We start from the raw sequence: 26,786 nt of genomic DNA, 5'->3' as shown, positions 1-26,786 counted from the left end.
CTGGGCCTGCTCGGATCACGCAATGTCCCGCATGGCCCAAGCGAGTCTTTCTTGGTCAAGCCGCAGCAGCTTGCGATCTTTCAAAGCGAGTACATGCCTGTAGCTACACTGGCTAGGTCAAGAGGAACTACGTCCCGAAAGCTCCTGTCTGATTTTGAGAGCAAAGGGATTGAGACCCATGGTGCGCAAATGGAAGGTAAGACGACGCGAGGACACTTGGTAAAACTGAGTGATCTGGCTTCGCTGCTGTCTGAGGCTGCCTAGTGCTCGCCTGCACCATCCGAAAAGAACACCACTGAAATACGCTGTCCAATTGCGGGTTCGTGGTCGCGCGAAACCTGCTCAGCTTCCTCGATGACCCGGACCATCTTTTCATGGATCTCAGCGGACGCCTGATGATCGCTTTCGAGCTTTTCCAGGATAACCTGAAGAGCGATGTACCCCTTGGGAAGATCCTCATAGGCGAAGCTGTCACGCACTTCGTGTTTTGCTTGTTCCCAGAAGGGATCAAGCTCACGGCTCCACGCCTCGCACACCATTTCCACGGCCGGCAGTGAAAGATGGCCAAACCATTCTTGATCACTGAGATCGACACCACCCTTGCGTCCCATGAACTCGGCGCAGGCTTTCATGAGGCTCTCAACGCGCGCCGGACGCAAGTCCCACTCGGTCAGCTTGCCGATCTGCTCTGAAATCGTCTCTAGCGCTTCAGAGAGATCTTCCAGTGACATGTGGGCGTGTTCCATGCCAAGGCTTCTGGTCCGTTCGTATGCAGTCTCCAGAGTTTGGACGCAGGCCAGCTGGTCGCGTTCCAATATCAGGCCTGGCGCAGTATCCTTTAGAAGAAGCAGGCGAGGCGGAAAGAAGCTATTGCTCTTGCTAAGTCCTTTGAGATGTAGCGCCGTGAATTTCTCACGGGCCGATAGGAGCGCCAACTCGGCGCCCCAGGTGCCCTGGATCTTGGCCTTGTCGATGAGTTTGTAGCGGTCTTCGGGGATTGTTTGCTTGGTGCGTTCCAGCAGGTCGTGAAAGTTATTGTCGCGAAGCGGCCGTGGGGATCGCAGATATTTAACAACACTATTGAGGATCAGTTCTGCGTCTTCGGTGCTTTCTTCTAAGACGGCGTCGATTAGCGCCTCCCCAGCCAAAGTTTTATAGTTCTCTATGCGCTGGGCGATTTTTTCGTCAGATGCAAACTGACCTACTGGCACATCAACAAGGTGGTAATTGACGACCCCGAACTCACTATCGATCCTGTCGATCCTACCCAGACCTTGGATGAGCTCTTTCAGGTTCGAGGTCAGACCAAGCAACACCAGCGTGTCTGACGACTGAAGGTTGATGCCTTCAGCCATCTTGTAAGTCAGAAAAACCGATGCAGATCCTTTTGGTTCGTTCTTTCCTCCAGGTCGGAAGTAAGACTCCACGGACTTGCCCTGTTTGATACGCTTGAAACTGTCGGGGCCATCTCCAAAGATCGCCTTCACGGCGCGATCTTCACCCTTGGTTTGGTTTCCCACGACATAGTTGGTGTGGTGGCCTCTGCGCGACAGCGCTTCTGCAAAAATCTCGAGTGTGTCCGTCCGTTCTGCGAGAAAGACGACCCTGTTTTTTTCATTTTGTATTCTCAGGCACGCCTCATACCGCTTCTCATCAAGCTCCTTGAGAACACTGAGACCCAGTTTTTGGTTTAGAGCGTCGCATTTCTTTGTGGGTTCAGGCGCTGCTATTCCCAGTGCTGCGAACATGTCGGACTGGTCGCGGTGGGATACCTTTTTCTTCGATTTTCCACCACGCTCGAAGTCGCGAAGCGATTTGCCAATCGCTCCATGAGACATCTCCCAATGGGCTTGGGCGGCACTCACGCGCAGAATGTTCAAAAGGTTTCGGATGTAGAGCTGATCCTGCGTGCTTTGTTGCGTGCTGACGTGTCCGAAGCGGCTTTTCTCGACTGCGGTCACCCTACCGCCAGGCGCAAGTTCTTTACAGAGGGCCACAATCTCATCCAGGCGCGTTTGCTGAGGCTTTGTCACCTTAAGTTTCTTCGGGCGCCCGTGGTTTTCTAGTCTTGGGTAACTGTGCTTCTTGGGATCTTCGTCCTCGCCAATGCATTTCCGTTGTCTGCGTGTCAAAAACGGCGAAACCAACTGAGCGAGTTCGTTGCGAGCCTCTCGCGTGAGCGTCGTGTCAGGCTCTGATAGGACGGCCAGTTGCGCATCCTGGTTGAAGATATCCTTAGGAACTTGGGTTTCGCGCTCGAACAATTCACCCATGGCCTGAATGAAATGCGGAGTCATGAAAATGGACGCTCGCTTTTCCTGCATATGGGTTAACCAGTCGACATCGCGGTTCCCGAGCAGCGTCGCCGACAGACAGACGTTCCAGCTTGGCGGGGCAAGCTCAATAGCTGAGGCCATTTGAGATGCTTGTTCAAAGCCCGGTGTAACTGTGTGGCTCTCATCGATTATAAGAATGCCAAACTGATCGAGCCTGAGCCCAGATTTTTCTTCGTCGCCAGCGCCGCGGAGGTGTTGTTTGGCAAGTTTGCTGTTTGCGACAGGTTGGAGCGAGTTTGTCGAGTACTTGCGCCAACTGGGAATAACTTTGGGCGGGGCAATTACAGCTGCATTTTTTCGCGCAACGCCATGGACCGGGGAGCGGGGCACGACTTCCGAGAATGTTTCTGACAACGCTTCGGCCAGGTGACAGCCGATCTCTGTCTTTCCTGAACCGGTTGGCGCTTCTACAAAGGCGATCCCATGGTCATAGACGATGGAACACGCCTCATAGGTCAGCTCCTGTTGATACCCAAACAGCGTATGGCTCGTGATATCTTTTCGGTCTCCGGTGAGCCAAGGTTCGAACCCCTTTTGCTCGGAGATCGTACGCGCCATCGCATCTTCAGCGGTCACCGGTTTGATGAGCTTTTCGAGTATCTCCAGCGCTTCGGTATTCCAATCGACAGACACATCCCAAGCCTGCTCAGCGGCTTCTGTGCGTTCGACCTGAAGTTCATGAGTGCCCGCATCCAGGTCATCGGCATACTCGATGTTTCTGTAGAGCCCTGAGTAGGAAAAGTTTGCGGATCCGGCGACGGCACCTTTTGGCGAGCTGACGATTTTTGAGTGTAGCCGCCGATCCCCGGTTATCCCTAACTTACGTTTGGCAAGCTCCGGATCGAAGACACGCAAATCAATTTTGCCGGTTTTGATGGCGTGTTTTGCCAGCACCGCGATAAGATCGTGATCCTCTTCCACCTGAAGCCCGGAGCGCTCCAGCCAGTAGAGTTTCATTTCTTCGGTGACTGGTTTGGGGTTTGTCAACCTTTTGGTATTCGCCGTGTCGATCCCGAACGATATCCGGATCCGGATGTCGCTTTCGTTTTCCGGATCCTTCAGCTCGGGCAATTCCTTCATCAAAATCGACAGCGAAGACAAGAAGTCCTGATACCCGGTGACAATCAGACAATCCCCAGAGGTGATATGGGGTCGGTAGAGATTGATGACCGGCCGGTCGATATTGGTGCCGACCTTCGCAATCGGTTCGGCCTTAAGCCCGCTTGCTGGCTTTTGATCTGCTTCGGTGAGTTGTTTTGGCCTGGAGCGCAGCCAATCTGGGAGTGAAAACAATGAACAAGACTTGGTTTAAGGACACTTAATCTAATAGTGATACTGCGGGCATCGTCCTTCAAGACATCACCGGAAGAAACATTCGTTTTCCTGAAACTGTCGGAAATTCGCACCGTTTTTACGTGGGCGATGACCAGGCTCTCGAACACAACATGAGCCGTCAGCCTGCCAGGTAACCTTACTGGCGACTGAGAGTATTTTGAGTTAGGGGCCTGGCGGCATACCAGGCCCTCTCTAGTCAAGTCCTGGCGCTAGAGACCTCGAAGTGGGTATTCATCACACACAACAAGTGCTCATAATCGCCCTGAACGGCGTCCTCCAGAAAAGTCTGAATTCTGGCTTGCTCGACTCCGGCTTTTTCGGCTGCGGCCTGGCAGCGCGCCAGGATTTCAAAGGCGTTGGCGCTTGTTCTGGGCAGGTCGATGGTTGCAAGTTTTTTCATGGCAAATCCTTTTTAGAATACCGGGCAACCATCGCGGGTCGAACTTAATCTCAGGTATAAGAATTGCGGATTTTGCCCCCGATCCAGAGGCTGATTGGGATTTAACATAAGTTGCAAATTATGGAGCGTTTTTGCTCGCGTCAGCCAACCACTCGCTGCACCCGAACAACGGTCAAACGTGAATATTCCTTCAGCGAATGCCTTGAGCCCAAAACACAAATGCTTCACCACGATCAAAGGTCAGCAATGCGCAGAAACCAGACTTTGCAAACTTTGGCGGCCGAGCCAATGCGGACAATCAACACCTTTCTCGGATGTTGCGGTTGAGGCCCGCTTACCTGCAACAGCAGTCACCTAACTGAATTGGCGGGCAGGGGACAGTTGCGTAGGAACAAAAAACACAGCAATCACCTTCTAACGGCTTCAAGACTGCCTTGCATGATTTGCATTCATAAAACCACTGGCACGAGTCAGTTGGCATTGTCTCGGTTTCAACGTGCCCACACCGAGGGCAGGTCAAAACGCTATCTAGCACTGCAGTTTGTTTTGTCATTGTCTCACATCTGCATGATTAGATAATTGTTGATTTGAGCCTCACTGAACACGATGGCCCATGCCAGCGCGATGATCACCGTACTTCTGACAAGCCACCATTTCAGATTTACCAACGTCCCGTTTCGCTGCACTACGAACCATGAAACTGCTACCAGCGCTGTTGAGACGGCGAGAAACTGGTAATTTGCCGCCGCTATTTTTCCGAATTCCGCCAACCAACTTCCACCCAAGTCTAACAACATCATGGCTATTGGAGGAACACAGCATATTGCGACGCCCAGAGCGGAAACCGAACCCAGGTAACTGAGGGTCACATATTTCTTCATCGTTCGCTCCCTGGGTACTCGACCTGATTGTGTTACGGCACGGATATTCAGAACGTAAAACTCCTGTATCGACTACAGGATCAAGAGGGGCACTACATGTGATTGCGATAGGTGAGGCTTCCCGTCAAAGCGGGGTCGGCATAGAAACCATTCGCAACTGTGAAAGTGAAGGTATTGTACCAGGGTCTGAGATTTAGCCAGATCACGTCAGACCAAGGTCTGTGGTGCGGTAACAAATTGTAGTTCATAGTCGATTTCACGATGAGAGCGAAAGTAGCTGAACTGACGATTGGCAATTGGTCGTTGTCGCGAGTCTTTCTTGCGGCCAGCATCATTGTGATGGGCACCGCTACCGCACTCGTCGGGGTCTGGGTGTCAAACCGAATTCAGAACGCAGTCGTGCAAAACTCCGCCAACTCCGCAGCGCTATACATGGAAAGCGTGGTATCCCCGCTCAGCCAAGAATTGGCACATGGCGACCGCCTTTCTGAGCAGGCGAGCCTAGCGCTGGCCGAGATATTCATGACCCAGCCAATGCGTGACCGCATTGTCTCCTACAAATTTTGGAAACAAGGCGGTGTGATTGCCCACGCCTCGGATACAGACATCATTGGAAACCGTTTCAATCCAACGGATGACTTAAGGCGGGCGTGGAGCGGTGATATCTCCGGCTCTTTCGAAGAGCTTGATCATGCCGAGAGCGCCGCCGAGGCGGCTTTGGGGATACCATTACTTGAAGTTTACAGCCCCATCCGTGAACTCTGGTCCGGCGAAATCATCGCAGTTGCAGAGTTCTACGAAAGAGCTGATCAGCTTGAGTTAGACTTAGCCAAGGCCAGGCGAACAAGTTGGTTGGTCGTCGGTTCCGCTTTTCTGGCAAGTACTATTGTTCTGTATGCCATCGTCGCAATTGGTGACAAAACAATTCGACGACAGGGGTCTCTTCTTAAACAACGCCTGACAGAAAGTGTGAGGATGGCTGAGCAGAATGCCCTGCTGAGGTCGCGTGTGGTCGAGGCGTCGGAAAGATATGCCACGCAAACAGATCGATTCCTCAAGAAACTTGGCGCCGAGCTACATGATGGTCCTGCGCAATACTTGTCACTCGCCGCCCTTAGATTGGAGGCGGCGTTTTCCAAAGAGTCCGAAAGGCCTAAAGAGGCAGTGGAAATTCATCAATCTTTGCAAAAATCTCTGGCTGAAATTCGTGCGCTTTCGCGAGGGCTGTCCGCGCCGGATATCGATGGTCTGTCACTCGTCGATGTTGTGAAGAGAGCCGTTGAGGATCACGCCGAACACAGCCCGTTGCGACCGGATGTTTCATTCTTGGGTAGCCAGGCCCCAGAGTTGTCATTGTCCGACAAGCTGTGCGTTTTTCGGTTCCTTCAGGAGACGCTTTCCAATGCCGCGAGGTATGCTCCAGCATCCAAGTGCATTGTTATCTCTGAGGCGCAGAGCGACTGCATAGTTGTGAAGGTCAAAGACGACGGACCTGGATTTGACAGGTCAGAAGAAACCGCGTTGCGAGACGATGGTGGCCAGGGACTTATGGGCTTGCGAGATCGGGTCGAAAGTATTGGTGGCAGGTTCGAAGTCGCATCGAGGCCGGGCGAAGGCACCACCATTGCTATGACACTCTTTCCCAGAAAGTTAGGCACATCATGACTACATCTGTCGTAATAGCTGATGATCACCCGATATTCAGGGATGGTTTGCAACGAACGTTGGATGAAGCTGATGGCTTTGAAGTTTTGGCCGCTGGGTCCAACGCTGAAGAGGCAATATCGCTGGTCGACACGCATCAGCCGGACATAGCTATTCTTGACCTCTCTATGCCCGGTGGCGGGATAAGCGCGACACGTAAAATTGCGGCAATGGAAAATCCACCCGTCATTGCAATCTTGACGGTCTCAGAGAACAGCAGCGATGTCGCGGACGCCTTGGAGGCGGGCGCGATTGGGTACATTGTGAAGGGAGTAACCGCGAGCGAACTAACCGCTTCCTTACGCAGCATCGCCGCGGGTGAAGGGTTCGTTTCTCCGGGCTTGGCTTCGCGGGTACTTTTTCAAATCAACGCTGACACCGGCATGTCTGTTAACAGCAGCATTCTAGATGACCTTACACATCGTGAGGAAGAAATACTGAGACGTGTGGCCAAAGGATTGAGTAATCGTGAAATCGCTGACGATTTAGACCTCCAGGAAAAAACCGTGAAGCACTACATGACGGCAATCCTGTCCAAGCTTCATGCGCGAAATCGGGTAGAAGCCGCGCTTATTGCACATGATGTTTGGAACAATGGAGATTAGCTGCGGTCTCTTTGACGACGATGACGGCCTCTCATTGAGAGAAGCCACCAACGATTATCGACTAGTTGCTGTTCAGTTGGCAACCGACTGTAACCTCCGGCGATCAGAGGCCGTCGCGGTTCTTTCAACAACAGTCCGGTTGTACGGGTCTTTCAACTCGTAGCGCCCAAACTCGATCTCCTCTTTCCAACCATTGGCATAGTTCACTTCGATATTGTTGCCCTGGCGTTCGATTTTGGTGGGTCGACTTCCAGCAGTGCCGCCTTGCCCGGGAGAACGCACGTTGTCGATTGAGATACCATTCGCCAACGACCGAAGCCTTGAGACGTCAGCGCCGGTCGCGGGGCGCTCCTCAACAGTTCGGTTCTGCGCGTTCTTTCTCTCATACCGCCCATTTTCGATCTCCTCCTTGGTTCCGTCGGCGTAACGCACTTCGATGCCGTTAGCGTTTGTTTCAACCTTTGTTATCCCTGCCGAACCCGACGGTTTGCCCCCTGCTTGAGACCGACCCTTCTTTCCGCTGCCTTTGTTGGAGCGTTTGGAGTCATCATCATCGTCGTCGCGATCATCGTCTCTATCGTCATCACGATCATCGTCCCGGTCACCACCACGGCCGCTACTCCCCGACCCCGAGTTATCATCCCGGTCGTCGTCGCGATCATCATCCCGATCATCGTCGCGACCATCCCCGTCTTTCCCCTTGCCGCTCTTGGCAAAGGCATATGACGGCTCAAAGTGTAGGCGACCATCGGCATCGAACGCTGGCACATAAGGTGTCGCCGCGATCAACGAAGCCAACGCCGCGGTACTAAGAAGTTGACCCAGCTTTCTTTGAATTTTCATTTTCGCCTCCAATTTTGAGCATCACGTTTCGTGACGTTGGAGACAGGTTACTTCTGGTTCAACTTTCCCACATCGGGCTTAGGTCTGACGAATTTCAAGCCGAACGTCTTAGTCAGATCAGTCAAACCAATAAAGTTTTTGCTGAGCCATTTGCCCCGTTTAATGGGAACTAACGCCGTCTCCCTTCAACTCGTCATCTGGTTCGAGGTGAATGACAAAGACGGAACTCGGATACAAACGATCCAGTTCTTCCTCGATGTCATTGCATATATCATGCGCCGCGCTGACTGGCATTTTGCCGTCCACAACAAGATGAAACTCCACGAAGATGACATTAGCGGATCTGCGCCCTTTGAGGTCGTGGTACTCTAAGGCTGCACCGAGATTTGCTTCGATTGCGTTGGAAACAGTCTGCAAGTCATGGTCCGAAAGTGTCACATCCATCAGGCCATCGACGGACGACCGAATAACTTTCCAGCCTTCCCACAAGATGTTCAGTGCAACGAGAATTGCCAGGATCGGATCGAGGATCAGCCAGCCGGTGACAAGTGCAAGTATCAGACCTGCGATGACACCAACTGAGGTCATGACATCTGTGAAAATGTGCCGGGAGCCTGCCTCCAATGCAGGCGAACCCTCGCGCCTGCCAATTTTGAGCAATAGGTAAGCCCATGCGCCATTCACACCCGTTGCTATGACATTGACGACGATTCCAAGAAGCGGCGCATCCTCAAGATGCGGGTTTGGGAGTGCCAGTACAGCTTCTCTGATGATCAAGAACGCCGCCAGCACAATCAGTACGCCCTCGACGACAGCGGAAAGGTACTCAGCTTTTTTGTGACCAAAGGGGTGGTTTTCATCAGGAGGTTTATTGGCAACCCGAACTGCGAAGTATGCCAGCAACGCCGCAACGACATTCACGGTAGATTCCATTGCGTCCGACAACAACGCCACCGAGCCTGTCAGCCACCAAGCCAACAGTTTTAGGGCCAGTACCGCAACGGATATCGGAATGGACCAAAGAGCGATTTTTTGTGTCATTGGGCCGCGACCCTCAGTCAATCATGAACAGAAACTCGAGTGATTGGTGAGCTCCGATGTTCAAAACGTAAAACAGGTGTTTGGTGAAAAGGGAATAGGCCTCACAGCTTCCTACCGGCGACCGGCAACAGCATCTGGCCCCCGCAGCATGGCGCCAAACGACTGTTACTCGGATGGAAGCCCCGTCGACGAAACAGGAACAGCTTTGAGATAGGCGGCAATCGCCAAGCGGTCCTCATCCGTGAGGCGTGATGTGTTCTCGATGACGTCCACCATCTCACCACCTGCGCTGTCATAATCCGGCGTGAAGCCAGATTTGAGGTATTCGGCAATGTCTGCCTCAGACCAATCAAGCTGGTCTGAGGTCAGGCCGGGGATACGTCCCTTTCCGCTGGGGTTTGGCGCTCCCGTCAACCAGAGATCGCGTTGCATACCCCCTAAGCCGTTGCGTGGCGTATGGCATTCGGCGCAGTGGCCAAGAGCCTCCACCAAGTACCGGCCATGTCGTTGTTGGTCGGTCAGATCTCCATCGAGCACCCATCCTGGCGACATGAACAAATGCTTCCATCCGCCCAGTCCGCGTCGAATGTTGAAGGGAAAGCCAACCTCATGCACCTCGCTTTCGGTTGCGGCCGCTGGCAGCGTGCCGAGAAATGCGTGAAGCGAAACGACGTCGTCTGCCGACATGTTGGTGTAAGATGTATAAGGAAACGCTGGAAAATAGTGCTGTCCTTCGGGTCCGGTCCCATGGATCAAGGCATTGGCCAGATCCAGGGCAGACCAGGACCCAATACCAACTTCCGGGTCACTGGAAATGTTGGGGGCAATGAACGTGCCGAATTCCGTATCAAACCGGCGACCACCGGAGAGCATGAGCTTGTCCTCACCAACCGCATCCGGCGCTGAATGACAGGATGCGCATCCCGCGGCGTGGAACACGATTTCACCTCTGGCGAGATCTGGGTTCAAACCGTCGAGTTGAGATTGATCCATTCTTTGTGGTCGGGTGAGTACCAAGCCGGCCAACCCAACCAAAAGTGCAACGAAAGCAGTGAAAAGGAAAAGCCGCTTCACAGCTTTCTACCATTTAGTCTTTCGGTGCTCTGTACGCTTTGTGACATGCCGAACAGCTTCCACCTAGATCGCCCATCGCTGCTTTCAGGGCATCAATATCTTGACCAGCCGCAGCCTGCATCGCAACAGCGGCGTCTGCCATAGCTTGCCCTTTGGCACCCACGTCGGGGAAATTCTCCCAGATCGCAGGCAATGCTCGGGTGGACGGATCGGACACATTGTCAGATCCCTGAGGCCACATCGCGGATTGGTCGATCTGCGTTAGCACAACAAGGTTGTTTGCAGCCCGTGTCGCGGTCTCGGCATCATAATCCACCTCGCCTTTGGCCATGCCGCCAAGTGTACCAAGATTGAATGCATAGAGCTGCATGATCGAGGTTCGAGCCTTCACAGCCGGGTTTTCACTTTCGTGGGCGATGGCTGTGCCAATTACAGCCACCGAGAACAGACCGGCCGCAAAGATCGAAAATTTCTTCATCATGGTGTGTCTCCCTGTTCAATAGTCTGAATGTTAACTTGATCGAATTTACTTGTAATTGTTTGTTCTTCGTCTTCACTTGTTAATTTATGAACAACGAAAACTGGGACGACATTCGATACGCGCTTGCGGTAAGTAAATACGGCTCACTTAATGCAGCCGCAGTGGCCATGGGCGTCACGCACGCCACAGTCTTGCGCAGGGTGGCCGCATTCGAGGAGAGAAATGACTGCCGGATTTTCCAGAAAAGTCCGTCGGGATATTCCGTTCTCCCCGAAGCAAGTGCGATCTTTTCGGCCATGGAAAGTGTTGAAGAAGCGGTGCTTTCGGTGGAGCGGGCAGTTGTCGGAGCAAATCGCTCCCCAATGGGCCACGTGCGCATTACATCGACCGATAGTCTTTGTCAGATTGTTCTCCCTAGAATACTCAACGAAATCTCACTCCTTTACCCAGGTTTGAACCTGACTCTGCTAAGCCAGAACAGCCACCATGATCTTTCCCGACTGACAGCAGACATTGCTGTGCGCCCTTCGATAAAGCTCGGGGAAGGGCTAATCGGGCAGCGTGCAGGAACGCTGTCCTTCGGTGTCTTTGACGATGGTTACCCCAATCGCAAGTGGATGAGGCTAGACGGAGCTTTGAGTCGTTCACTTCCTGCCAAATGGTTGGCACAGAATGTACGCGCCAACGAAATGACCAATGGAGCAGACAGTTTTCTGGTGCTACAGCAGATGGCGGCCTCGGGAGTGGGTAGAACCTTTCTCCCCTCATTTTTTGGCGACGAGGATACCCGCCTTAAACGGTCACAGGAGGTGAACCCTAAAATCGAGGTTCCGCTCTGGGTCGCGACGTTGGAAGAAATTGCACAAACTCCAAGGTTTGCCGTTGTTCAGAAGGCGTTAGTTGAACGCATATCGGAAGCGCTAGCTAAGTGATTTCATGCAATCGAGATTTGCTATTTTTCGTATTCTTCATCTCTCGAAATTTGCAAAGTCCTGCCGGAAATGTCCGCTTTGGGCTGAGAGCGGGCATTGATCTTGGAGAGTGCAGCGTAAGATTTGATGCGCTTTGTCGACTTTTTTTGAAGACACGACGATAGCCCGGTATTCCTCACACACTTTGCTCGGCGATCAGATCAAGCAGCGCATTTTGCCGACGCACCATTTGATCAACTTCCACCCGCAACTCTTCCGCTTGCCCCTTAGCTTCACGAAGCTCGCCTTCGAGTTCAGCCATGCGCACGTTTTCGCTCGTCGGGGTGCGCTCATAGAAGGCAATAAGTTCGAGGAAGAGAGCGGTTTTAGCTCCTTTCCCATGGCCTGCAAACTGGACGGCCAGTGCGCCAAAATGCTCAAACATTTCCTCCGAGACCATGAACTGGAGCGGTTTGGTTGCTGTATCAGACTTTGTCGTCCTCATGGGTTTCTCCTTTAAATTTCGATGTCGTCACGCTCAGTTTTGCCGGGAGACCAATTTTAACTGCTTCCTCGCCGCGCGGATCATGCAGACGGCAGTTCTATCGATTTCTCATGGAGGTATCCGTGCACCAGCCGCCCCAGAATGCGGATGGATTTATGCACCTTGTACGTGTCAGCCAGTGCTTCGACCTCGCCGATATCAAGCGAGAAGAACTCCCGCCTGAGACCATGGTCCGCCGCATATCCACCGACGAGACTGTTGATGATGGCAGGCACCTGCTCCTGCGTCGGTTGCGGGATCTCATAGACCTTGCAACGGCTCCGTAGCGGCGCAGAGATCTTGTCGAGTACGTTAGCGGTGAAAATCCAGTTCACATGTGATGCATCGACTTCGGTGGTCAGGTATTTTTCCCGGTAACGCCTGGCTTCTTCGAGCTCCAACAGACCCAGAAGCTCGCCCTGGATATCCCCGTTTCTGCCGGAATGGGTCTTGTCAATCTCGTCCAGGATAATGACAGGGTTTAAAACGCGTGCCGAAGCGACGGCCTGCGTTACAATGCCCGGATGAGCGCTGTGCCATCCCGCGGACAAACCGAACAGATGATTTTCCGAAATACCGCCCACATTGGCAGACTGGGCGTATAGCCCAAGTGTCTTGCAAAGCTCCCTCGAAAACTTGGTTTTGCCGATACCAGGAGAACCAACCAAAAGCGTCGGTCGGAACCGGATAACATCGGATCCCATGCCCCAATTCAGTTCGATGTCGTGAACAATACCGTCGACGGCACCCTTGCAGTGCGGGAAATTTGTTGTCAGCAAGCGAACTTTCTCAAGGTGATCCGGAACTTTGAGGCGCGCGAACTGGCCACTCCATTCAACCAACTCCCGGATGTGTTTTGGCATTTCGTTTTTGAGATTGCGCGGCAGGTAGTCAAAGTCGCTTTGGCCGATGAGGTAACGCGCGTCGAGCTTATCGGGATCTTCTCCAGACTCACCATCCTCTGCCAACTTCGTCTGGTAGTTTTTGACAAGTAATTCAGCGACCTGGTGCCAGACATCCATGCTGGGCATCTGGTTGATTGCATATGCCGCGAAAGATGTCGGGATCGGATCGTCTGATTTCAGCTTGTCGATTTCGGTTTGGCGCCAATCTGGATCGTCCGTGTCGGCATAGCATACTGCTTCAGCACCTCGGCATTTGATCACCTTAAACGCGTCTAGGGCGGACTGGTGATCGATAATGCGCGCCTTGAGTTCGTCCCATTCACGCTTGTCTCCAACAACTTCGACAACGCGGCGCACAACGTCCTGGAACTCCCAGTCGAACCCCGAGAGCCGTCTGACTTCAGCGTCTTCCCATTTCCGTTTCTTGAGCACCATTTCTACAGTCCTTTGGAGACGCAACACGGACACCGATGACCGGTTGCCTTCCAGGCAATCTGCCCGACATAGCCACAGCTCTGACACCGGAGTGGATCGTCCGGCAGGTGTTGGGTGTTGAACTTGGGCTTCGACTTGCCGGTGTTGTCCGCCATGCGGTGCATGCACCAGCAGCACATGTTGACGATCCAGGCATCGATGATCTGCGTCCGACAGCTGTTTCCGCACCACTGGCAACAACGATTTGCCTCAGTGATCGCGGCCACAATGTCCGAATCCTGGTAGCCGTCGGTGTTCGCGCGGCTGTAGTAGATACGCAACTCGCCAAATTTTTGCTTGATCTGATGAACCTCTGGGGCAGGCCTTTTTTGCTCAATCGCGCGCTTCTTGACGCGCTCAAGAGCTTCTTCGACGATCCGGATCCAGCCCTGGCACTCCTTTCCAAGTTCGCTGACGACGCTGTTATGGATGTCACCCCAATCAATCACGGACATACCTGCCTCCTGTTTCTTTACGGTGACGCAAGGGCAACTTGGCCCTGCGTTCACAGATTGCGTCCGCAACCAAGTCTCGGAACAAGGACCTCCAAGGACTTGGTTCTGCTTCGCGCAGGTGCTTTTCATATTCCTGATTGTCTTGTTGGTGGTTTACCTTCCTAGGAAGCCAACCGAATTCATGCTGAGTCTTACTTTCCCGCATCACACATTCCTCCTTTGAAAATGGTAGGAGGCGTCGGAATCGAACCGACTCGTGCACTCTAATCTGGAGCTATCACAGGGGTATAAGCCCCGCCCGCATACCAATGCTGCCTCCCACGGGTTTCGCGTGGGCTATCGACCTCAGGCCGATATTCGGTGGCAGATGATGCGTGCGTTTGACATACGCCAAGGCTGGTCCAATTCCTGTTCCCACGTCAAGACGGAAACTGAAGCGCCAAAAGAAATGACCTATAATAAATTGAAAATAATAACTTATTTCTATCAACAATTTTAGAATATGCAATTTGGGTATCAGCTCTCGTGACCTCCCTAAGTGAAGAATCGACCGATCCTGATGCTCACATAATTCGTACTTGCAGCATCAGGGAAAAACACCCTGAGAACGCTTGATGCGAGTGGCTTTTGTCGGTTCCGCAGTTTCAAAAATAGAATCGAGTGCAACGAAATTGAGCATGCTTGCTAAGGCTTGGATGCCTTGAGGATCCTCCATCACAAAGAAGATGAAAAAGTCATGCGTCGTTCTTTTCGGAGAATTCCTTTCGAACCCTTTTCTGATATTCGATGTCATCAACAAAAATTGCTCGAGTCTTGGTCTTATCTAAGAATACTTTTTCAATTTCTTCGTCTGTAGCCGCTTTCGGCTCTTCAGGCAGACTTCGCCATGTCAACCAGCAGGCGATCCCACCGATTACGCCTATCACGACGGCGAGGATTGAAATGATCTGATCAGGCTCCATTCGCTCATTTTATCATAGCCATCCTAAGTGGAGAAAAAAATTCGTGCACTAGCGGCCAACTTGGACCAGTCAGATGAGGTTGCTCAAACTCATCCAGTTACGCCTTTGGATACAGAACTGGACATGCTCGTATTGTTCAATCTCTGCTTTTGTAATCGAATCCACCTTTGTCGCCCGAGGAGGATAGCAGGCCGAAGCCAGTGGTGTTTCCTCGACAGATTTGATCGTTCTCTCCGCTTCACCAAGGTTCAGTCATAACTTTGAAGTTTGATCAGCAGTTCGCAATCTAGTGGCTGTATCGGTGCCACATTCCTCGAAGCAACGTCGCAATAGGTGGAAGAGCTTTCCATTCTGGATTTCGAGTTCGTGCCTCAAAGACCGGAACCAATCCTCGTCCTCGGGTAAAACCTTCATATGCAACTGACCGGAAAATGCAGATTTTCGTCTCCTAAATCGACGTTCTTCCTTGGCAGCAATACCTTCCGTAACTGAACGATTGTCTAACTCTTGGTGCTCGGAAACGGCCTCCAAAACCTCTTTGGTGATTTCCTGTATGAGAGCAGCGATCTGATCATTTGAAAACTTGCTTTGAGTCATAGTGGTCTTTCGCGATTGGTTCCGAATTGTGCCTCTTTCAAGCGTATGGCCTATCCGACCCGCACATTTTGTTTGCCCACTCAATATTCACAGTATACTTCATAGCCGCAAGGCATTTATTGCCCCCTTCCTCTCTATATGAAGCCCGTAAGAATCAATCCATTGCAGCGAGCGCTGGCCAATGTCGTACGTAGACATCGGCAGGCAAAAAAAATGTCTCAAGAGGAGCTCGCACACAGAGCCGACAGAAGCATGCGTTATATTTCCTTGCTGGAAAGCTGCCATCATCAACCGACCTTGGATACATTAATCCGAGTAAGTCGTGCTCTGAGACTGCCCTTGAGCCAGCTAATTCTGGAAGCGGAGCAAGAGGAAGAAAACACAGAATGATCCCGTTTGTTGAGACGGTCTCGCCCTTGATGAGTTGTAACTGTCGCCTCGTGAATACGCGCGCAGGGTGATTACTTGAAGCACGAGGTCCGCAAAGGAAAATGCTTCAATGGCGCGGTCAAATGCCAATTTTCTCAGCGAACATAAGCGGGAAGCTCCTCAGCGAGCGGCCAATAAAAGTCAGGTGGCAATCCGGCATCTGCGCGTTTTTCTTCGTTGAACGGAGGCTTCAAACCTCCTTTGAAATAGCGCTTTACTAGCGCATGGAATACTTCTTTTGGATCACTGTTGTCCCTGCCACAGCCGAAGTTAAACCATTTCGCCCCATACGCCACGTGGCTGACTTCCTCGCTGTAGATGGTTTTGAGGCTTTCAACAGCCGCGGTCTCGCCGGCTTTCTCGAAAACTTCTATCATTCCCGGTGTTACGTCTAGCCCTCGTGCCTCCAATACCATTGGAACGATAGCTAACCGCCCTTGTAGGTCGTTTGCAGTATCTGTTGCCGCGCGCCACATTCCGTCGTGAGCGGGCAGGGCTCCGTAGTAGCTTCCCATACTTTCCAGGCAATCACAGATCAGGTTGAAGTGCTTTGCTTCGTCGTCTGCGGCTTTCACCCAGTCGTCATAAAATCCCATCGGCATTGGCACGTGGGCGAAGCGTGAGATAATATCCCAGTGCAGATCAACTGCATTGAGTTCGATATGAGCGACGGCATGCAAGAGCGCTATTCTTCCTGCTGGAGATCCCGGCTTGCGCTTTGGCACGTCGCGGGGACTGAGCAGCTTTGGTTGCTGCGGGCGAGCAGGGTGATCTGGTGGAATTGAGCGCCCGAGTTCAATGATTTCACCCGTAGTCCGCGCAGTGTTCCAAACAGAAGCATAAGCTCGTGATTTGGCTGTTTTTGCGTGACCATCCGCCGTGGAGAGCACATCGACTGCCATTGCGGTCAGCGTAGTCGGACGCTGTGTTTCAGCGTCTTTTTCAGTACGGCTAGACAAAGTGTAGATTGCTCCCGGGTCGGTAGAATTAGCAGTGCCTGGCTTTGTAACCAAATGGCGCAACTAACCTTTTAAGGTTGTTCGCTACGCCTACTATAGGGGGCGGCCTGCGTCCAGATTGCAGGTTGCTGCGAGGTCTGCATCATCATGCGCTCCCGATACTACGAACGTGTGTCCGTAAGAGCACATATTGAGTGACCGGTTCATTGGCATGTTCAGATGGTCGATGAGCATGCTGAAATCAATTTCTAATCAAATGTTATTATATATCAAATATTTAAAAGTAATAGCTTAAAAAGCTTCCACCTACCACGCGTATTCAGTTCGCCAAATGATTGTGGCCGCACAAATGTCCAAGTATTGATTCCAAAAGTCATATGATCTGGCTGCCGACAAGACTTCGGAACTAACCAAGGCTACTGCTGTCGACAGCCATTAAGGTTTGAGGGAAACCAGTGGCAGTCAAGAAAACCGATCTTTATGCATCTCTTTGGGCCAGCTGCGATGAACTTCGCGGCGGCATGGATGCGTCTCAGTACAAAAACTATATCCTGACACTTCTGTTCATGAAGTATGTCTCCGACAAGTACGCCAACCAGAAATACGGCGCCATCGTTGTGCCAGACGGCGGGTCGTTCGGTGACATGGTGGCGGCAGATGGAAAGACGGATATCGGTGATCGCCTGAACACTATCGTCGGTGCTTTCGCAAAAGCTAATGACATGGACTGGCTCCGCAGTGCTGACAACGATTTCAACAACGAAGATCGGCTGGGCAAAGGGAAGGCTATGGTGGACACGTTGTCCAAGCTAGTCCGGATCTTTGATGGCTTGGATCTTGGTCGGAACCAGGCCGAGGGCGACGATCTCATGGGAGATGCCTATGAGTATTTGATGCGCCATTTCGCGACAGAGTCGGGAAAAAGCAAAGGGCAGTTCTACACACCTTCTGAAGTTTCTATAATTCTTTCCAAGGTCATCGGCATTAGTTCCGAGACCAAACAAGACCAAACGGCGTACGACCCTACCTGTGGTTCGGGCTCCCTGCTTCTAAAAGTGAACGCAGAGGCTCCCAACGGCTTGTCGCTTTTCGGTCAGGAGAAGGAACAGGCCACTGCGGCACTCGCCAAGATGAACATGGTGCTGCACAATAGTCCGACGGGTGTGATCTGGCAGGATGATACGATTTCTGCTCCACATTGGACGAAGGCAGACGGAACTCTTGAGACCTTCGACTATGCTGTTGCCAACCCGCCATTCTCTCTCAAATCCTGGTCGAATGGCATTGTGGTAGGGGAAGACCAATTCAATCGCTTTGAGTACGGTGAACCTCCCGAGAAGAACGGCGACTACGCATTTCTCCTGCATATCATCAAGTCGCTTAAGAGCACGGGCAAAGGGGCCGTAATTCTGCCTCACGGCGTTCTCTTCCGCGGAAACGTCGAGGCGGACATCCGCAGGAATCTGGTTCACCAAGGGTACATCAAGGGGATCATCGGTCTGCCGGCGAACCTGTTCTATGGAACCGGTATACCGGCCTGCATCGTCGTGATCGACAAGTCTGCGGCTAAAGCAAACAACCCGATCTTCATGATTGACGCCTCCAAGGGCTTCATCAAAGACGGCAACAAAAACCGACTGCGGTCGCAAGACATTCATCGGATCGTGGATACCTTCAACAATCAGATCGAAGTTGACCGGTATTCACGGCTGGTTCCATACGATGAGATTGCAGACAAGAACGAGTTCAACCTGAACATTCCTCGCTATATCGACGCTAGCGAACCAGAGGACATCCATGATCTCAGCGCACATTTGCAGGGCGGTATTCCGAACGCTGACATAGATGCCCTATCGCAGTATTGGGATGTGTTCCCGACCTTGCGTTCGGTTTTGTTCGAAGACGGGGATCGCCCGGGCTATTCCAAAGCGCTGGTCGAGCCGCGACAGATCAAAAAGACCATTCTGGACCAGCCAGAGTTCGAAACCTTCAAATCCACGACCATGGAGCGCTTCGAGGCTTGGAAAACCCGGCATGTTGACCGTCTCAAAGGTATTTCGAATGAGGATCATCCAAAGGAACTGATCCACACTATTTCCGAGGACTTGCTCGGCAGTTTCACGGATGCTGATTTGCTGGACAAATATGACATCTACCAGATCCTCATGTCCTACTGGCGGGATGTGATGCAAGACGATGTCTACATGCTGGTTCAGGATGGTTGGGAGGCTGCCAGCAAGGTCCGCCAACTGGTGCCTGTAAAGGATAAGAACGGCAAGAATGTCTACAAGGAAGACGCGGATTTTGAATTCGGCGCCGGCAAGGCCAAAACCAAGCATAAGTCGGATCTCATTCCGCCAGCTTTAGTGGTTGATCGTTATTTCGCGGATGAGAAGGCAGACCTTGAAGCAAAGACGCAGGCCAAAAACGAGGCTGCCCAGGCGCTGGAAAGCTACATCGAAGAAAACAGTGGCGAAGATAGTCTGATCCAATCCGCCCAAGGGGACAACGGCAAGTACGCCCAGACCGAAGTAAAGCGGCAGATCAAGGCGGTCACGGACCCAGAGGAAGTGGACGCACTCAAGAAGCTGCTGAAATTGTTGACCGCTGAGGCTGCGACCAAGAAGGCTGAGAAAGACGCGATTGCGGCTCTGGGCCTACAGGTATTTCAGAAGATCCCACAGTTGTCGGGGCAGGAGGCAAAAACGCTGGTTGTGGACGACAAATGGATCGCGTCCGTCGAGGCTCAAGTTGAGGAGGAAGTCGAGCGGGTTACGCAGGCCTTGTCCAATCGGGTGCGGATTCTGGAAGAACGCTATGCGAAAACCCTGCCGAAGCTGGAAGAGGTCGTCGAGGACTACAGCGCCAAGGTCGAGGCCCATTTGAAGACGATGGGGCTGACATGGTGAAGGCGGGGTATAAACAGACTGAGGTTGGGGTGATCCCGGAGGATTGGGAAGTCCAGCCTCTGTCCAGATTTGTAGAAAGGCTGGACTCAGGTGTCAGCGTTAACTCTGTGGACGCTGAGTACACCCCAGGACAAAAAGGAATTCTAAAGACCTCGTGCGTATTTGCCGGCGAGTTTTGTCCTGATGAAGCCAAAGTTATTCAGCCCAACGATCTGCGTCGTGCGAAGTTGAATCCCTGCAAAAACACAATTCTAATTAGCAGAATGAATACACCTGATCTGGTTGCCGAGAGTGGGTACATTCCAGAAACTTATCCGGATTTGTTCGTGCCGGATCGGCTGTGGTTGACCAAACACAGAGGCGATACCGAGCACAGCGTTCTGTGGTTGTCCAAGTGTTTGGGATACGAAGCTTTCAATCGATCAATTAAGTCGGCGGCCACGGGGACTAGTGGCAGCATGAAGAACCTCTCCAAGGAGAGCTTTCTCGCTTCTGTCGTTCCGTGTCCTCGACCAAACGAGCAAAAGGCCATTGCGGAGGCTCTTTCGGATGTGGATGGGTTGATAGCGGCGCTGGAGGCGTTGATAGCCAAAAAGTATGCCCTCAGAGCCGCCACCATGCAACAGATCCTCACAGGCAAAATCCGCTTGCCTGGCTTTGGTGCGGGCATGGGCATGAAGCAGTCGGAAGTTGGCGAAATTCCTGAGGATTGGGAAGTTCAGGGGCTTGGTTCACTGTGTAGTTCAATCGTGGATGGGACACACTACACACCGTCCTATGTCACTAACGGTGTTCCATTCTACAGTGTCGAAAACGTTTCGGCCGATGAGTTCGAAGACGTAAAGTACATTTCTGAAGAAGAACACGAAAGACTGATAACTCGCTGTAAACCTGAAAGAGGTGACGTGCTGCTGACGCGGATAGGAACGCTCGGCAAAACCAAATTCATAGACTGGGAAGCTGAAGCCAGCATTTATGTGAGTTTGGCGCTCCTAAAGTTCAGTCACTTGAGAACTGCGAAGTATTTTTCCGTGTTCTCACAGTCTTCTTTGTTTCTTAGAGAGGTAGAGAAACGCTCGCTTACGAACGCCACGCCACAAAAAATCAACATGGACCAAATCGGATTGGTTCCGATTCCGATGCCCAGTGAACTTAAAGAACAACAAGCGCTCTTTGAAATCCTGGACGACATGAATTCTGAAATTTCTATGATTGAATGCCGCCTTAGAAAGTCCAGGGCCCTAAAGCAAGGCATGATGCAGGAGCTTTTGACAGGCAGAACGAGATTGGTATGAGCGAAATTGGTCAGATTGAACGGGCCACCCAAAACCGGGTGGTACAGCTTTTTGAAAATACATTGGAATACAATTACCTTGGCAACTGGCAGGACCGACCGAACAACCGGAACATCGAGCCCGAGTTCCTGGGGCAATGGTTGACAGCGCAGGGGCACAGCGCCTCGGTGCAGTCCAGGGTGTTCAACCAACTAGAGATTGCTACGGCCCTTGGGTCTGGCCGCCACCTCTATGAGGCCAACAAGGATGTCTATGGCCTGCTGCGGTATGGTGTGAAGGTTAAGGATGACGGGGATGAGTTGACCCAGACCATCTGGCTGATCGACTGGGAAAACCCCGAGAACAACCATTTCGCCATTGCCGAAGAGGTGTCGGTCGAAGGGGAACACAAGAAGCGACCGGATATTGTTCTATACGTCAACGGTATCGCGCTTGGGGTAATCGAACTCAAACGCTCTAGTGTATCAGTCAGCGAGGGCATTAGGCAGAACTTGGACAATCAGGATAAGGCATTTATCCGTAACTTCTTTACCACCATGCAGTTTTGCTTCGCCGGGAATGACACCGAAGGTCTGCGCTACGGCACGATCCAGACGCCGGAAAAGCACTATTATGCTTGGAAGGAAGACGTCGATAATCCGTTCGACAGCCCGCTTGATTTTCACCTCAGACTAATGTGCGAGAAACGGCGGTTTCTGGAGCTAATCCACGACTTCATTGTGTTCGATAAAGGAGTGAAGAAGACCTGCCGGCACAACCAGTATCACGGCGTGATTGCTGCTCAGGAACACATCCAAGGTCGCAAGAACGGCATTATCTGGCACACACAAGGGTCAGGCAAAAGCCTGACTATGGTGTGGCTAGCTAAATGGATCCGTGAGCACGTGGACGACGCCCGTGTGCTGGTGATCACTGATCGTACCGAGTTGGATGAACAGATCGAGGGCGTCTTTCAAGGCGTTGATGAAAAGATCTTTCGCACCAAAAGTGGTGATGAGTTGATCAGCGTTCTGAACAGCCCAGTCGAATGGTTGGTGTGCTCCTTGATTCACAAATTCGGACGTCAATCCGAGGGCGAAGATGAGCAAGCAACCGACAAGTTTATTGAGGACCTGAAGGCGAGCTTGCCTTCAGACTTCGAAGCCAAGGGGGAGATGTTTGTCTTCGTAGACGAATGTCACCGAACCCAATCCGGCAAGCTTCATGAGGCTATGAAGGCGATCCTGCCGAATGCAACCTTTGTTGGCTTTACAGGTACGCCGCTGCTGCGGGCCGATAAGAAGAAAAGTATCGAGGTGTTTGGCGGCTTCATCCATACCTATAAGTTCGATGAGGCTGTTGCAGATAAGGTTGTCCTAGACCTCCGATATGAGGCCCGGGATATCGACCAGTACGTCACTTCTCAAAAGAAGGTCGACAAGTGGTTCGAAGCCAAAACAAAGGGTCTGAGTGACTCTGCAAAAGCGCAGCTCAAACTGAAATGGGGAACGCTTCAAAAGGTCCTTTCCAGCCAAGGGCGGTTAGAGCAGATCGTCGACGACATCCTGATGGACATGGAAACGAAGCCCCGCCTAATGGATGGGCACGGCAACGCAATGCTGGTTTGTTCCAGCATTTATCAAGCCTGCAAGGTATTTGATATCTTCAGCCAAACTGACCTTGCCGGCAAATGCGCCATTGTCACCAGCTACCACCCGTCTCCTGCGGATATCAAAGGTGAAAGTACTGGAGAGGGGCTGACCGAAAAGCTGAACCAGTACAACATCTATCGCAGGATGCTTGCGGACTATTTTGAGCAGTCCGAAGACGAGGCTATGAACCGGGTTGAGGAGTTTGAAAAGGCCGTCAAAAAGAAATTCGTGAACGAGCCTGGCCAGATGCGGTTGCTGATCGTGGTCGACAAACTCCTTACAGGGTTTGATGCCCCTTCCGCTACGTATCTCTACATCGACAAGGAGATGCGCGACCACGGCCTATTCCAGGCGATATGCCGCGTGAACCGGCTGGATGGAGACGACAAGGAATACGGCTACATTGTTGATTACAAGGATCTCTTCTACCGCCTGGAAAGCTCGATTTCCGATTACACCAGCGGCGCATTCGATAACTACGATCAGGAAGACGTTGCCGGGTTGCTGAGTGACCGGCTCGAAAAAGGAGCCGAGCGGCTTGAAGAAGCCCGAGAGACAATCAAAGCGATTTGTGAGCCGGTGTTAGAGCCACGTCAGCAAAAGCACTACTTCGATTACTTTATAGGTGATGCGGCCAACAAAACCGAGATCGCCGAAAACGAACCCAAACGGATTGCACTGTACAAGGCAGCGGCGTCCTTGGTCAGAGCGTACGCCAATCTCGCAAACGAGATGTTGGCGGCGGGGTACACGGCAGCGCAGGAAGATGAGGTGAAAACAGAGGTTGAACATTACAGCAAACTGAGCGCCGAGGTGAAACTGGCCAGTGGTGACTTTGTGGACATGAAACTCCACGAACCAGCCATGCGACGTCTGTTGGATACCTACATTCAAGCAGAGGACAGCAAACTGCTCGCTGACTTCGAAGAAATGGGCCTGATCCAACTGATCGTCGAGAAGGGTACAGAACCCCTCGAAGATCACACTATGGCTATGATGACTTCGGAAGAAGCTATGGCCGAAGCAATCGAAAACAACATTCGCAAAGTCATCATTGATGAGCAGCGGGTGAACCCTCAGTATTATGAAAAAATGTCTGAACTTCTGGAAGCGCTTATCGAAGAACGAAGGAAGCAGGCGCTCGAGTACAAGGAATACCTGGAGAAGGTCAAAGAGCTCTCTGTCCAGGTTGTTAACCCTGGTGGCGTTGACCCAACTGACTACCCTGCATCAGTTGACACGACGGCCAAGAAGGCAATGTATGATAACTTCGATGTCGACGAGAGTTGGGTTTCGAAAGTTGATACCGCGATCAAGTCAACAAAAAAGGCGAATTGGGTCGGAAGCGCAATCAAAGAACGCGAGGTCGCCGGAGCCATCTTTACCGCGGTGGGAGATGCCATAGACATCGATGACATCCTGAACATTGTCCGGAACCAACATGAGTATCAGTAGGACCAAGCTATCGGTTTCTGGGATCGACGTTGATTTGATCCGAAAGGATGTAAAGAACATCCACCTATCGGTGTGTCCGCCAGATGGCTTGGTGAAACTGACGGGTCCCAGCAAACTGTCAGATGACAATGCACGTCTGGCCGTGATTCAGAAACTGCGTTGGATCAGGGACAAGCAAGCCGAATTTCAACAACAACAACGTCAAAGCGAACGTCAGTTTGTGGATGGCGAAAGCCACTATTTTGATGGCGAAAGATACCTGCTGGAAGTTAGGGAAGCGCAAGCCAAGCCAACAGTCCAGATTGCAGGTAACGGTCGGTTGAGGATGGCGGTTCGACCTGGATCCGATCTAGCAACTAGGTCCAGTACCATGGCTGAATTCTACCGTACGCACCTAAAGCTATTTGTGTCTGGTCTCGTTGATGATTGGGCAACACGTTTAGGCGTGGAGCCCAAAGAAATTCGGATTCAAAAGATGAAAACTCGATGGGGGAGCTGCAATCCAGCCACAGGTCGAATTCTGCTGAACCTCGAACTCGCCAAGAAGCCGAGGACGTGCGCCGAGTATATTCTGGTGCATGAGTTGGTTCACTTTCTGGAACGGCACCACAACCAGCGCTTCGTTGCACATATGAACAGAGTGATGCCGGATTGGCGATATAGGAGAGATGTTTTGAAGTCGTTGCCGTTAGCGTACGAGACTTGGGATTACTGAGGTTGTATCCGATCCTGCGATACGGTTTTCGAGAGTTGCAATCTCTTGTGCTTCATTGTGGAACGGTCAACGGATACCTCGTTACCAAAAAAGGGGGAAGCAGTGGATAGCTCTCTGAAGAAACAAGAATCTTTGCGAAGAAATCGTGAAGGATTGTATTCGGTAAGAGTTTTGCCTGATTTCTTTGACTCACTAGTTGAAGCATTCGGCGAACAAGCAAGCCTTTATGTTTCGAACGAAGGCAATGAAAACTTTGACATCTCCTCTCAGGTAGCGTTTTGTAGTTTCCTTTCCAGCGATTTAGATGGCTCCCTCAGGACCAAAAATATTGGGTTAATGGTCCTGGACTTACCCATTAACTGGCAACCTAGCTCTTTGAATGGCGAGGCCCCCAAGTACAAACGAAACTTCGAGTTCAATATTGCGGGAACATTGCTGGAATATCTGGACTCGAAGGGCTTGGCGTTGCTCACAGTGTCTTCTAGGGGGTTAAGTACGCGAGTTGGCAAACAATTTCTTTCAGATCTGAACAGCAAAGGGCTTTACGTTGTCGGATACCTGGAGCTACCGAAGAAAGGTCTTAACTTGGGTATTCGGCCTTTGTTGGTCGCGATATCGAGGAAAAAATCAGAAAATCTTTTTCTTGCAACTTTGGATGACGAGCTAGACGAGTTGTTCGTCGCTGAATCTCTTGTCAGACGTGATGAGGCATTGTGGAAAGAGCATGGACACATTGCTAGAAACAAAGATTTTAATGGCTTCAACGCAGAGCGAATACAATCTGAGCTTGATGGCCTGTTGAAATCTTATAGCGGTTTTGAAATTAGGCCATTTAGAGATTTTATAGAAGCCACGAAGACAAGCCACCGGCATCAAAGTCTGGACATTGGCGCAAGATCTGTCGCGGTCTCCCGGTTTCTAGGGGGAACGAGCAAAGAAGTGGTTATTACTGGAGCTGATGATCCAAGTATCCGTCCCCAGTGGATTGTGGTAGATTTAAACGACAGCATTAACCCCTCTTACCTCAAAATGTTTCTCAACTCGACACTGGGTCGTATGTGCCTCGAAGGAGTGGCGTCTGGGACTCCGCATTTGACTTTGACTGGTGATCTTCTCACAACCTTAGAGATTCCTGTTCCGCCATTGAATGTGCAAACAACCCTTGTGGAGACCCATTTCAATTTGCTGAAATTACAAGAGCAGATAGCGAGATTGGAAAGGGATTTGGTTTTTAGCCCAAACAACGTCAATTCCATTTCAGTCGACGTCTCAAGTCTTCTTGGTGCAATTGGCCGACTAACCGCAGCCGATGAAATCAAGGCTTTAGTTCGATCTGGTGAAGACAAAGTAACCGAGTTTAAGGAAACACTTTCGGTCGACCTGAGAACCGGCAAGAAAGAAAAGTACATCGAAATATCAGCGCTCAAAACAGTAGCTGGGTTCCTTAATACGGAGGGAGGCACTCTGCTGATCGGTGTAAGTGATGATGGGCGCATCCCTGGAGTGGATCAAGAAGTCTCAAAGCACCATTCAGGAGTAACGGATAATTACCTTCTTCACTTCAAGAACCTGATTAAGTCGAAAATTGGTGAGAAATTCTACCCTCAGCTGGATTGGGTGCTTGAGGCAGTTGATGGCAAAAATGTGCTAGTAGTAAGAGTTGCGAGTGGCGCCGAACCAGCATTCCTTGGTGATGATTTCTATGTTCGGACCAACCCAGCCACCGACAAATTGCAGGGCGAAAAGCTCTACAAATATCTATCGCAACGATTTTCCGGCAGGACATAGTGAGAGCTCACAAGGAGCGTTTCATAGGTCCACAGCGCCCGGCCGAAAACCTGAATC

At 51.6% G+C, this 26,786-nt stretch carries 22 protein-coding genes and 1 tRNA gene; 9 read left to right on the top strand and 14 right to left on the bottom strand.

Annotated features, from left to right (window positions below; translation table 11 throughout):
• Positions 1-260 precede the first annotated feature (260 nt).
• The 4 genes from ACR0DT_RS03890 to ACR0DT_RS03875 form a co-directional block, all read right to left on the bottom strand.
• Positions 261-3,629: a DEAD/DEAH box helicase family protein gene (locus ACR0DT_RS03890; protein WP_480709487.1), complete on the bottom strand. Its 3,369-nt coding sequence runs from the start codon at positions 3,627-3,629 to the stop codon at positions 261-263.
• Positions 3,630-3,867: 238 nt separating this feature from the next.
• On the bottom strand, positions 3,868-4,071 hold the full coding sequence (locus ACR0DT_RS03885; RefSeq protein ID WP_480709486.1) for a hypothetical protein: 204 nt from the start codon (positions 4,069-4,071) through the stop codon (positions 3,868-3,870).
• Between the two features lie 334 nt (positions 4,072-4,405).
• Positions 4,406-4,624 carry a GDCCVxC domain-containing (seleno)protein gene (locus ACR0DT_RS03880; RefSeq protein WP_480709485.1) on the bottom strand — a complete coding sequence of 73 codons (219 nt, stop codon included), beginning with the start codon at positions 4,622-4,624 and terminating at the stop codon, positions 4,406-4,408.
• Between the two features lie 4 nt (positions 4,625-4,628).
• Complete coding sequence (locus ACR0DT_RS03875; protein WP_480709484.1) at positions 4,629-4,952, bottom strand: hypothetical protein; 324 nt, start codon at positions 4,950-4,952, stop codon at positions 4,629-4,631.
• Between the two features lie 261 nt (positions 4,953-5,213).
• Here ACR0DT_RS03875 and ACR0DT_RS03870 point away from each other — a divergent pair, with 261 nt between their 5' ends.
• Both ACR0DT_RS03870 and ACR0DT_RS03865 read left to right on the top strand, forming a co-directional pair.
• A complete protein-coding gene (locus tag ACR0DT_RS03870) occupies positions 5,214-6,617 on the top strand; it encodes a sensor histidine kinase (RefSeq protein ID WP_480709483.1) in 1,404 nt (467 codons plus the stop codon).
• The gene (locus ACR0DT_RS03865; RefSeq protein WP_480709482.1) at positions 6,614-7,261 is read left to right on the top strand and encodes a response regulator; all 648 of its coding nucleotides are present in this window, start codon (positions 6,614-6,616) and stop codon (positions 7,259-7,261) included. Before ACR0DT_RS03870 ends, ACR0DT_RS03865 begins: the two co-directional genes overlap by 4 nt.
• Positions 7,262-7,333: 72 nt before the next feature.
• On the opposite strand, the gene ACR0DT_RS03860 is transcribed toward ACR0DT_RS03865, so the two are convergent.
• The 4 genes from ACR0DT_RS03860 to ACR0DT_RS03845 all read right to left on the bottom strand — a co-directional run bounded on the left by ACR0DT_RS03860 (position 7,334) and on the right by ACR0DT_RS03845 (position 10,700).
• Positions 7,334-8,104 (bottom strand): hypothetical protein, encoded by a 771-nt coding sequence (locus ACR0DT_RS03860; RefSeq protein WP_480709481.1) that lies wholly within the window; start codon positions 8,102-8,104, stop codon positions 7,334-7,336.
• 159 nt (positions 8,105-8,263) lie between these two features.
• Positions 8,264-9,145: a cation diffusion facilitator family transporter gene (locus ACR0DT_RS03855; RefSeq protein ID WP_480709480.1), complete on the bottom strand. Its 882-nt coding sequence runs from the start codon at positions 9,143-9,145 to the stop codon at positions 8,264-8,266.
• A 165-nt stretch (positions 9,146-9,310) separates the two neighbouring features.
• Positions 9,311-10,138 carry a c-type cytochrome gene (locus tag ACR0DT_RS03850; protein ID WP_480709479.1) on the bottom strand — a complete coding sequence of 276 codons (828 nt, stop codon included), beginning with the start codon at positions 10,136-10,138 and terminating at the stop codon, positions 9,311-9,313.
• A 94-nt stretch (positions 10,139-10,232) separates the two neighbouring features.
• Positions 10,233-10,700, bottom strand: coding sequence for a c-type cytochrome (locus ACR0DT_RS03845; protein ID WP_480709478.1), 468 nt, complete (start codon positions 10,698-10,700; stop codon positions 10,233-10,235).
• Between the two features lie 86 nt (positions 10,701-10,786).
• Here ACR0DT_RS03845 and ACR0DT_RS03840 point away from each other — a divergent pair, with 86 nt between their 5' ends.
• The gene (locus ACR0DT_RS03840; protein ID WP_480709477.1) at positions 10,787-11,632 is read left to right on the top strand and encodes a LysR family transcriptional regulator; all 846 of its coding nucleotides are present in this window, start codon (positions 10,787-10,789) and stop codon (positions 11,630-11,632) included.
• Positions 11,633-11,807: 175 nt separating this feature from the next.
• Here the strand turns inward: ACR0DT_RS03840 and ACR0DT_RS03835 are convergent, their stop codons facing one another.
• The 5 genes from ACR0DT_RS03835 to ACR0DT_RS03815 form a co-directional block, all read right to left on the bottom strand.
• Positions 11,808-12,116, bottom strand: coding sequence for a hypothetical protein (locus tag ACR0DT_RS03835; RefSeq protein ID WP_480709476.1), 309 nt, complete (start codon positions 12,114-12,116; stop codon positions 11,808-11,810).
• Between the two features lie 80 nt (positions 12,117-12,196).
• Positions 12,197-13,495: an AAA family ATPase gene (locus tag ACR0DT_RS03830; RefSeq protein WP_480709475.1), complete on the bottom strand. Its 1,299-nt coding sequence runs from the start codon at positions 13,493-13,495 to the stop codon at positions 12,197-12,199.
• A gap of 2 nt (positions 13,496-13,497) precedes the next feature.
• A complete protein-coding gene (locus ACR0DT_RS03825) occupies positions 13,498-13,989 on the bottom strand; it encodes a hypothetical protein (protein ID WP_282022469.1) in 492 nt (163 codons plus the stop codon).
• Positions 13,990-14,215: 226 nt separating this feature from the next.
• Positions 14,216-14,309 (bottom strand) — tRNA-Ile (locus ACR0DT_RS03820).
• A gap of 414 nt (positions 14,310-14,723) precedes the next feature.
• The gene (locus tag ACR0DT_RS03815; RefSeq protein ID WP_480709474.1) at positions 14,724-14,951 is read right to left on the bottom strand and encodes a hypothetical protein; all 228 of its coding nucleotides are present in this window, start codon (positions 14,949-14,951) and stop codon (positions 14,724-14,726) included.
• Positions 14,952-15,686: 735 nt separating this feature from the next.
• Here ACR0DT_RS03815 and ACR0DT_RS03810 point away from each other — a divergent pair.
• Positions 15,687-15,938, top strand: coding sequence for a helix-turn-helix domain-containing protein (locus tag ACR0DT_RS03810; protein ID WP_480709473.1), 252 nt, complete (start codon positions 15,687-15,689; stop codon positions 15,936-15,938).
• A 134-nt stretch (positions 15,939-16,072) separates the two neighbouring features.
• Here ACR0DT_RS03810 and ACR0DT_RS03805 read toward each other — a convergent pair whose 3' ends face one another.
• Positions 16,073-16,879, bottom strand: a complete 807-nt coding sequence (locus tag ACR0DT_RS03805; protein WP_480709655.1) for a ferritin-like domain-containing protein — start codon at positions 16,877-16,879, stop codon at positions 16,073-16,075.
• A gap of 512 nt (positions 16,880-17,391) precedes the next feature.
• Between ACR0DT_RS03805 and ACR0DT_RS03800 the strand changes: the two genes are divergently transcribed.
• The 5 genes from ACR0DT_RS03800 (at position 17,392) to ACR0DT_RS03780 (ending at position 26,729) form a co-directional block, all read left to right on the top strand.
• On the top strand, positions 17,392-19,845 hold the full coding sequence (locus ACR0DT_RS03800) for a type I restriction-modification system subunit M (RefSeq protein WP_480709472.1): 2,454 nt from the start codon (positions 17,392-17,394) through the stop codon (positions 19,843-19,845).
• Positions 19,839-21,140, top strand: a complete 1,302-nt coding sequence (locus ACR0DT_RS03795; RefSeq protein WP_480709471.1) for a restriction endonuclease subunit S — start codon at positions 19,839-19,841, stop codon at positions 21,138-21,140. The genes ACR0DT_RS03800 and ACR0DT_RS03795 overlap by 7 nt, the downstream gene beginning before the upstream one ends.
• On the top strand, positions 21,137-24,226 hold the full coding sequence (locus tag ACR0DT_RS03790) for a type I restriction endonuclease subunit R (RefSeq protein ID WP_480709470.1): 3,090 nt from the start codon (positions 21,137-21,139) through the stop codon (positions 24,224-24,226). The genes ACR0DT_RS03795 and ACR0DT_RS03790 overlap by 4 nt, the downstream gene beginning before the upstream one ends.
• Positions 24,213-24,941 carry a M48 family metallopeptidase gene (locus ACR0DT_RS03785; protein WP_480709469.1) on the top strand — a complete coding sequence of 243 codons (729 nt, stop codon included), beginning with the start codon at positions 24,213-24,215 and terminating at the stop codon, positions 24,939-24,941. The genes ACR0DT_RS03790 and ACR0DT_RS03785 overlap by 14 nt, the downstream gene beginning before the upstream one ends.
• A gap of 102 nt (positions 24,942-25,043) precedes the next feature.
• Positions 25,044-26,729, top strand: a complete 1,686-nt coding sequence (locus ACR0DT_RS03780) for an RNA-binding domain-containing protein (protein WP_480709468.1) — start codon at positions 25,044-25,046, stop codon at positions 26,727-26,729.
• The last annotated feature ends 57 nt before the right edge of the window (positions 26,730-26,786 follow it).

The organism is Ruegeria sp. BI11 (assembly GCF_056538005.1).
The sequence above is the reverse complement of the archived record's forward strand: the minus strand, read 5'-3'. Positions and strand labels throughout refer to the sequence as shown.

Excerpts from the sequence above, each read along its gene's own strand:
- ACR0DT_RS03885 (WP_480709486.1), bottom strand. The coding sequence starts at position 4,071 with ATGAAAAAACTTGCAACCATCGACCTGCCCAGAACAAGCGCCAACGCC.
- ACR0DT_RS03880 (WP_480709485.1), bottom strand. The coding sequence starts at position 4,624 with ATGACAAAACAAACTGCAGTGCTAGATAGCGTTTTGACCTGCCCTCGG.
- ACR0DT_RS03875 (WP_480709484.1), bottom strand. The coding sequence starts at position 4,952 with ATGAAGAAATATGTGACCCTCAGTTACCTGGGTTCGGTTTCCGCTCTG.
- ACR0DT_RS03870 (WP_480709483.1), top strand. The coding sequence starts at position 5,214 with ATGAGAGCGAAAGTAGCTGAACTGACGATTGGCAATTGGTCGTTGTCG.
- ACR0DT_RS03865 (WP_480709482.1), top strand. The coding sequence starts at position 6,614 with ATGACTACATCTGTCGTAATAGCTGATGATCACCCGATATTCAGGGAT.
- ACR0DT_RS03860 (WP_480709481.1), bottom strand. The coding sequence starts at position 8,104 with ATGAAAATTCAAAGAAAGCTGGGTCAACTTCTTAGTACCGCGGCGTTG.
- ACR0DT_RS03855 (WP_480709480.1), bottom strand. The coding sequence starts at position 9,145 with ATGACACAAAAAATCGCTCTTTGGTCCATTCCGATATCCGTTGCGGTA.
- ACR0DT_RS03850 (WP_480709479.1), bottom strand. The coding sequence starts at position 10,138 with ATGGATCAATCTCAACTCGACGGTTTGAACCCAGATCTCGCCAGAGGT.
- ACR0DT_RS03845 (WP_480709478.1), bottom strand. The coding sequence starts at position 10,700 with ATGATGAAGAAATTTTCGATCTTTGCGGCCGGTCTGTTCTCGGTGGCT.
- ACR0DT_RS03840 (WP_480709477.1), top strand. The coding sequence starts at position 10,787 with ATGAACAACGAAAACTGGGACGACATTCGATACGCGCTTGCGGTAAGT.
- ACR0DT_RS03835 (WP_480709476.1), bottom strand. The coding sequence starts at position 12,116 with ATGAGGACGACAAAGTCTGATACAGCAACCAAACCGCTCCAGTTCATG.
- ACR0DT_RS03830 (WP_480709475.1), bottom strand. The coding sequence starts at position 13,495 with ATGGTGCTCAAGAAACGGAAATGGGAAGACGCTGAAGTCAGACGGCTC.
- ACR0DT_RS03825 (WP_282022469.1), bottom strand. The coding sequence starts at position 13,989 with ATGTCCGTGATTGATTGGGGTGACATCCATAACAGCGTCGTCAGCGAA.
- ACR0DT_RS03815 (WP_480709474.1), bottom strand. The coding sequence starts at position 14,951 with ATGGAGCCTGATCAGATCATTTCAATCCTCGCCGTCGTGATAGGCGTA.
- ACR0DT_RS03810 (WP_480709473.1), top strand. The coding sequence starts at position 15,687 with ATGAAGCCCGTAAGAATCAATCCATTGCAGCGAGCGCTGGCCAATGTC.
- ACR0DT_RS03805 (WP_480709655.1), bottom strand. The coding sequence starts at position 16,879 with ATGGCAGTCGATGTGCTCTCCACGGCGGATGGTCACGCAAAAACAGCC.
- ACR0DT_RS03795 (WP_480709471.1), top strand. The coding sequence starts at position 19,839 with ATGGTGAAGGCGGGGTATAAACAGACTGAGGTTGGGGTGATCCCGGAG.
- ACR0DT_RS03790 (WP_480709470.1), top strand. The coding sequence starts at position 21,137 with ATGAGCGAAATTGGTCAGATTGAACGGGCCACCCAAAACCGGGTGGTA.
- ACR0DT_RS03785 (WP_480709469.1), top strand. The coding sequence starts at position 24,213 with ATGAGTATCAGTAGGACCAAGCTATCGGTTTCTGGGATCGACGTTGAT.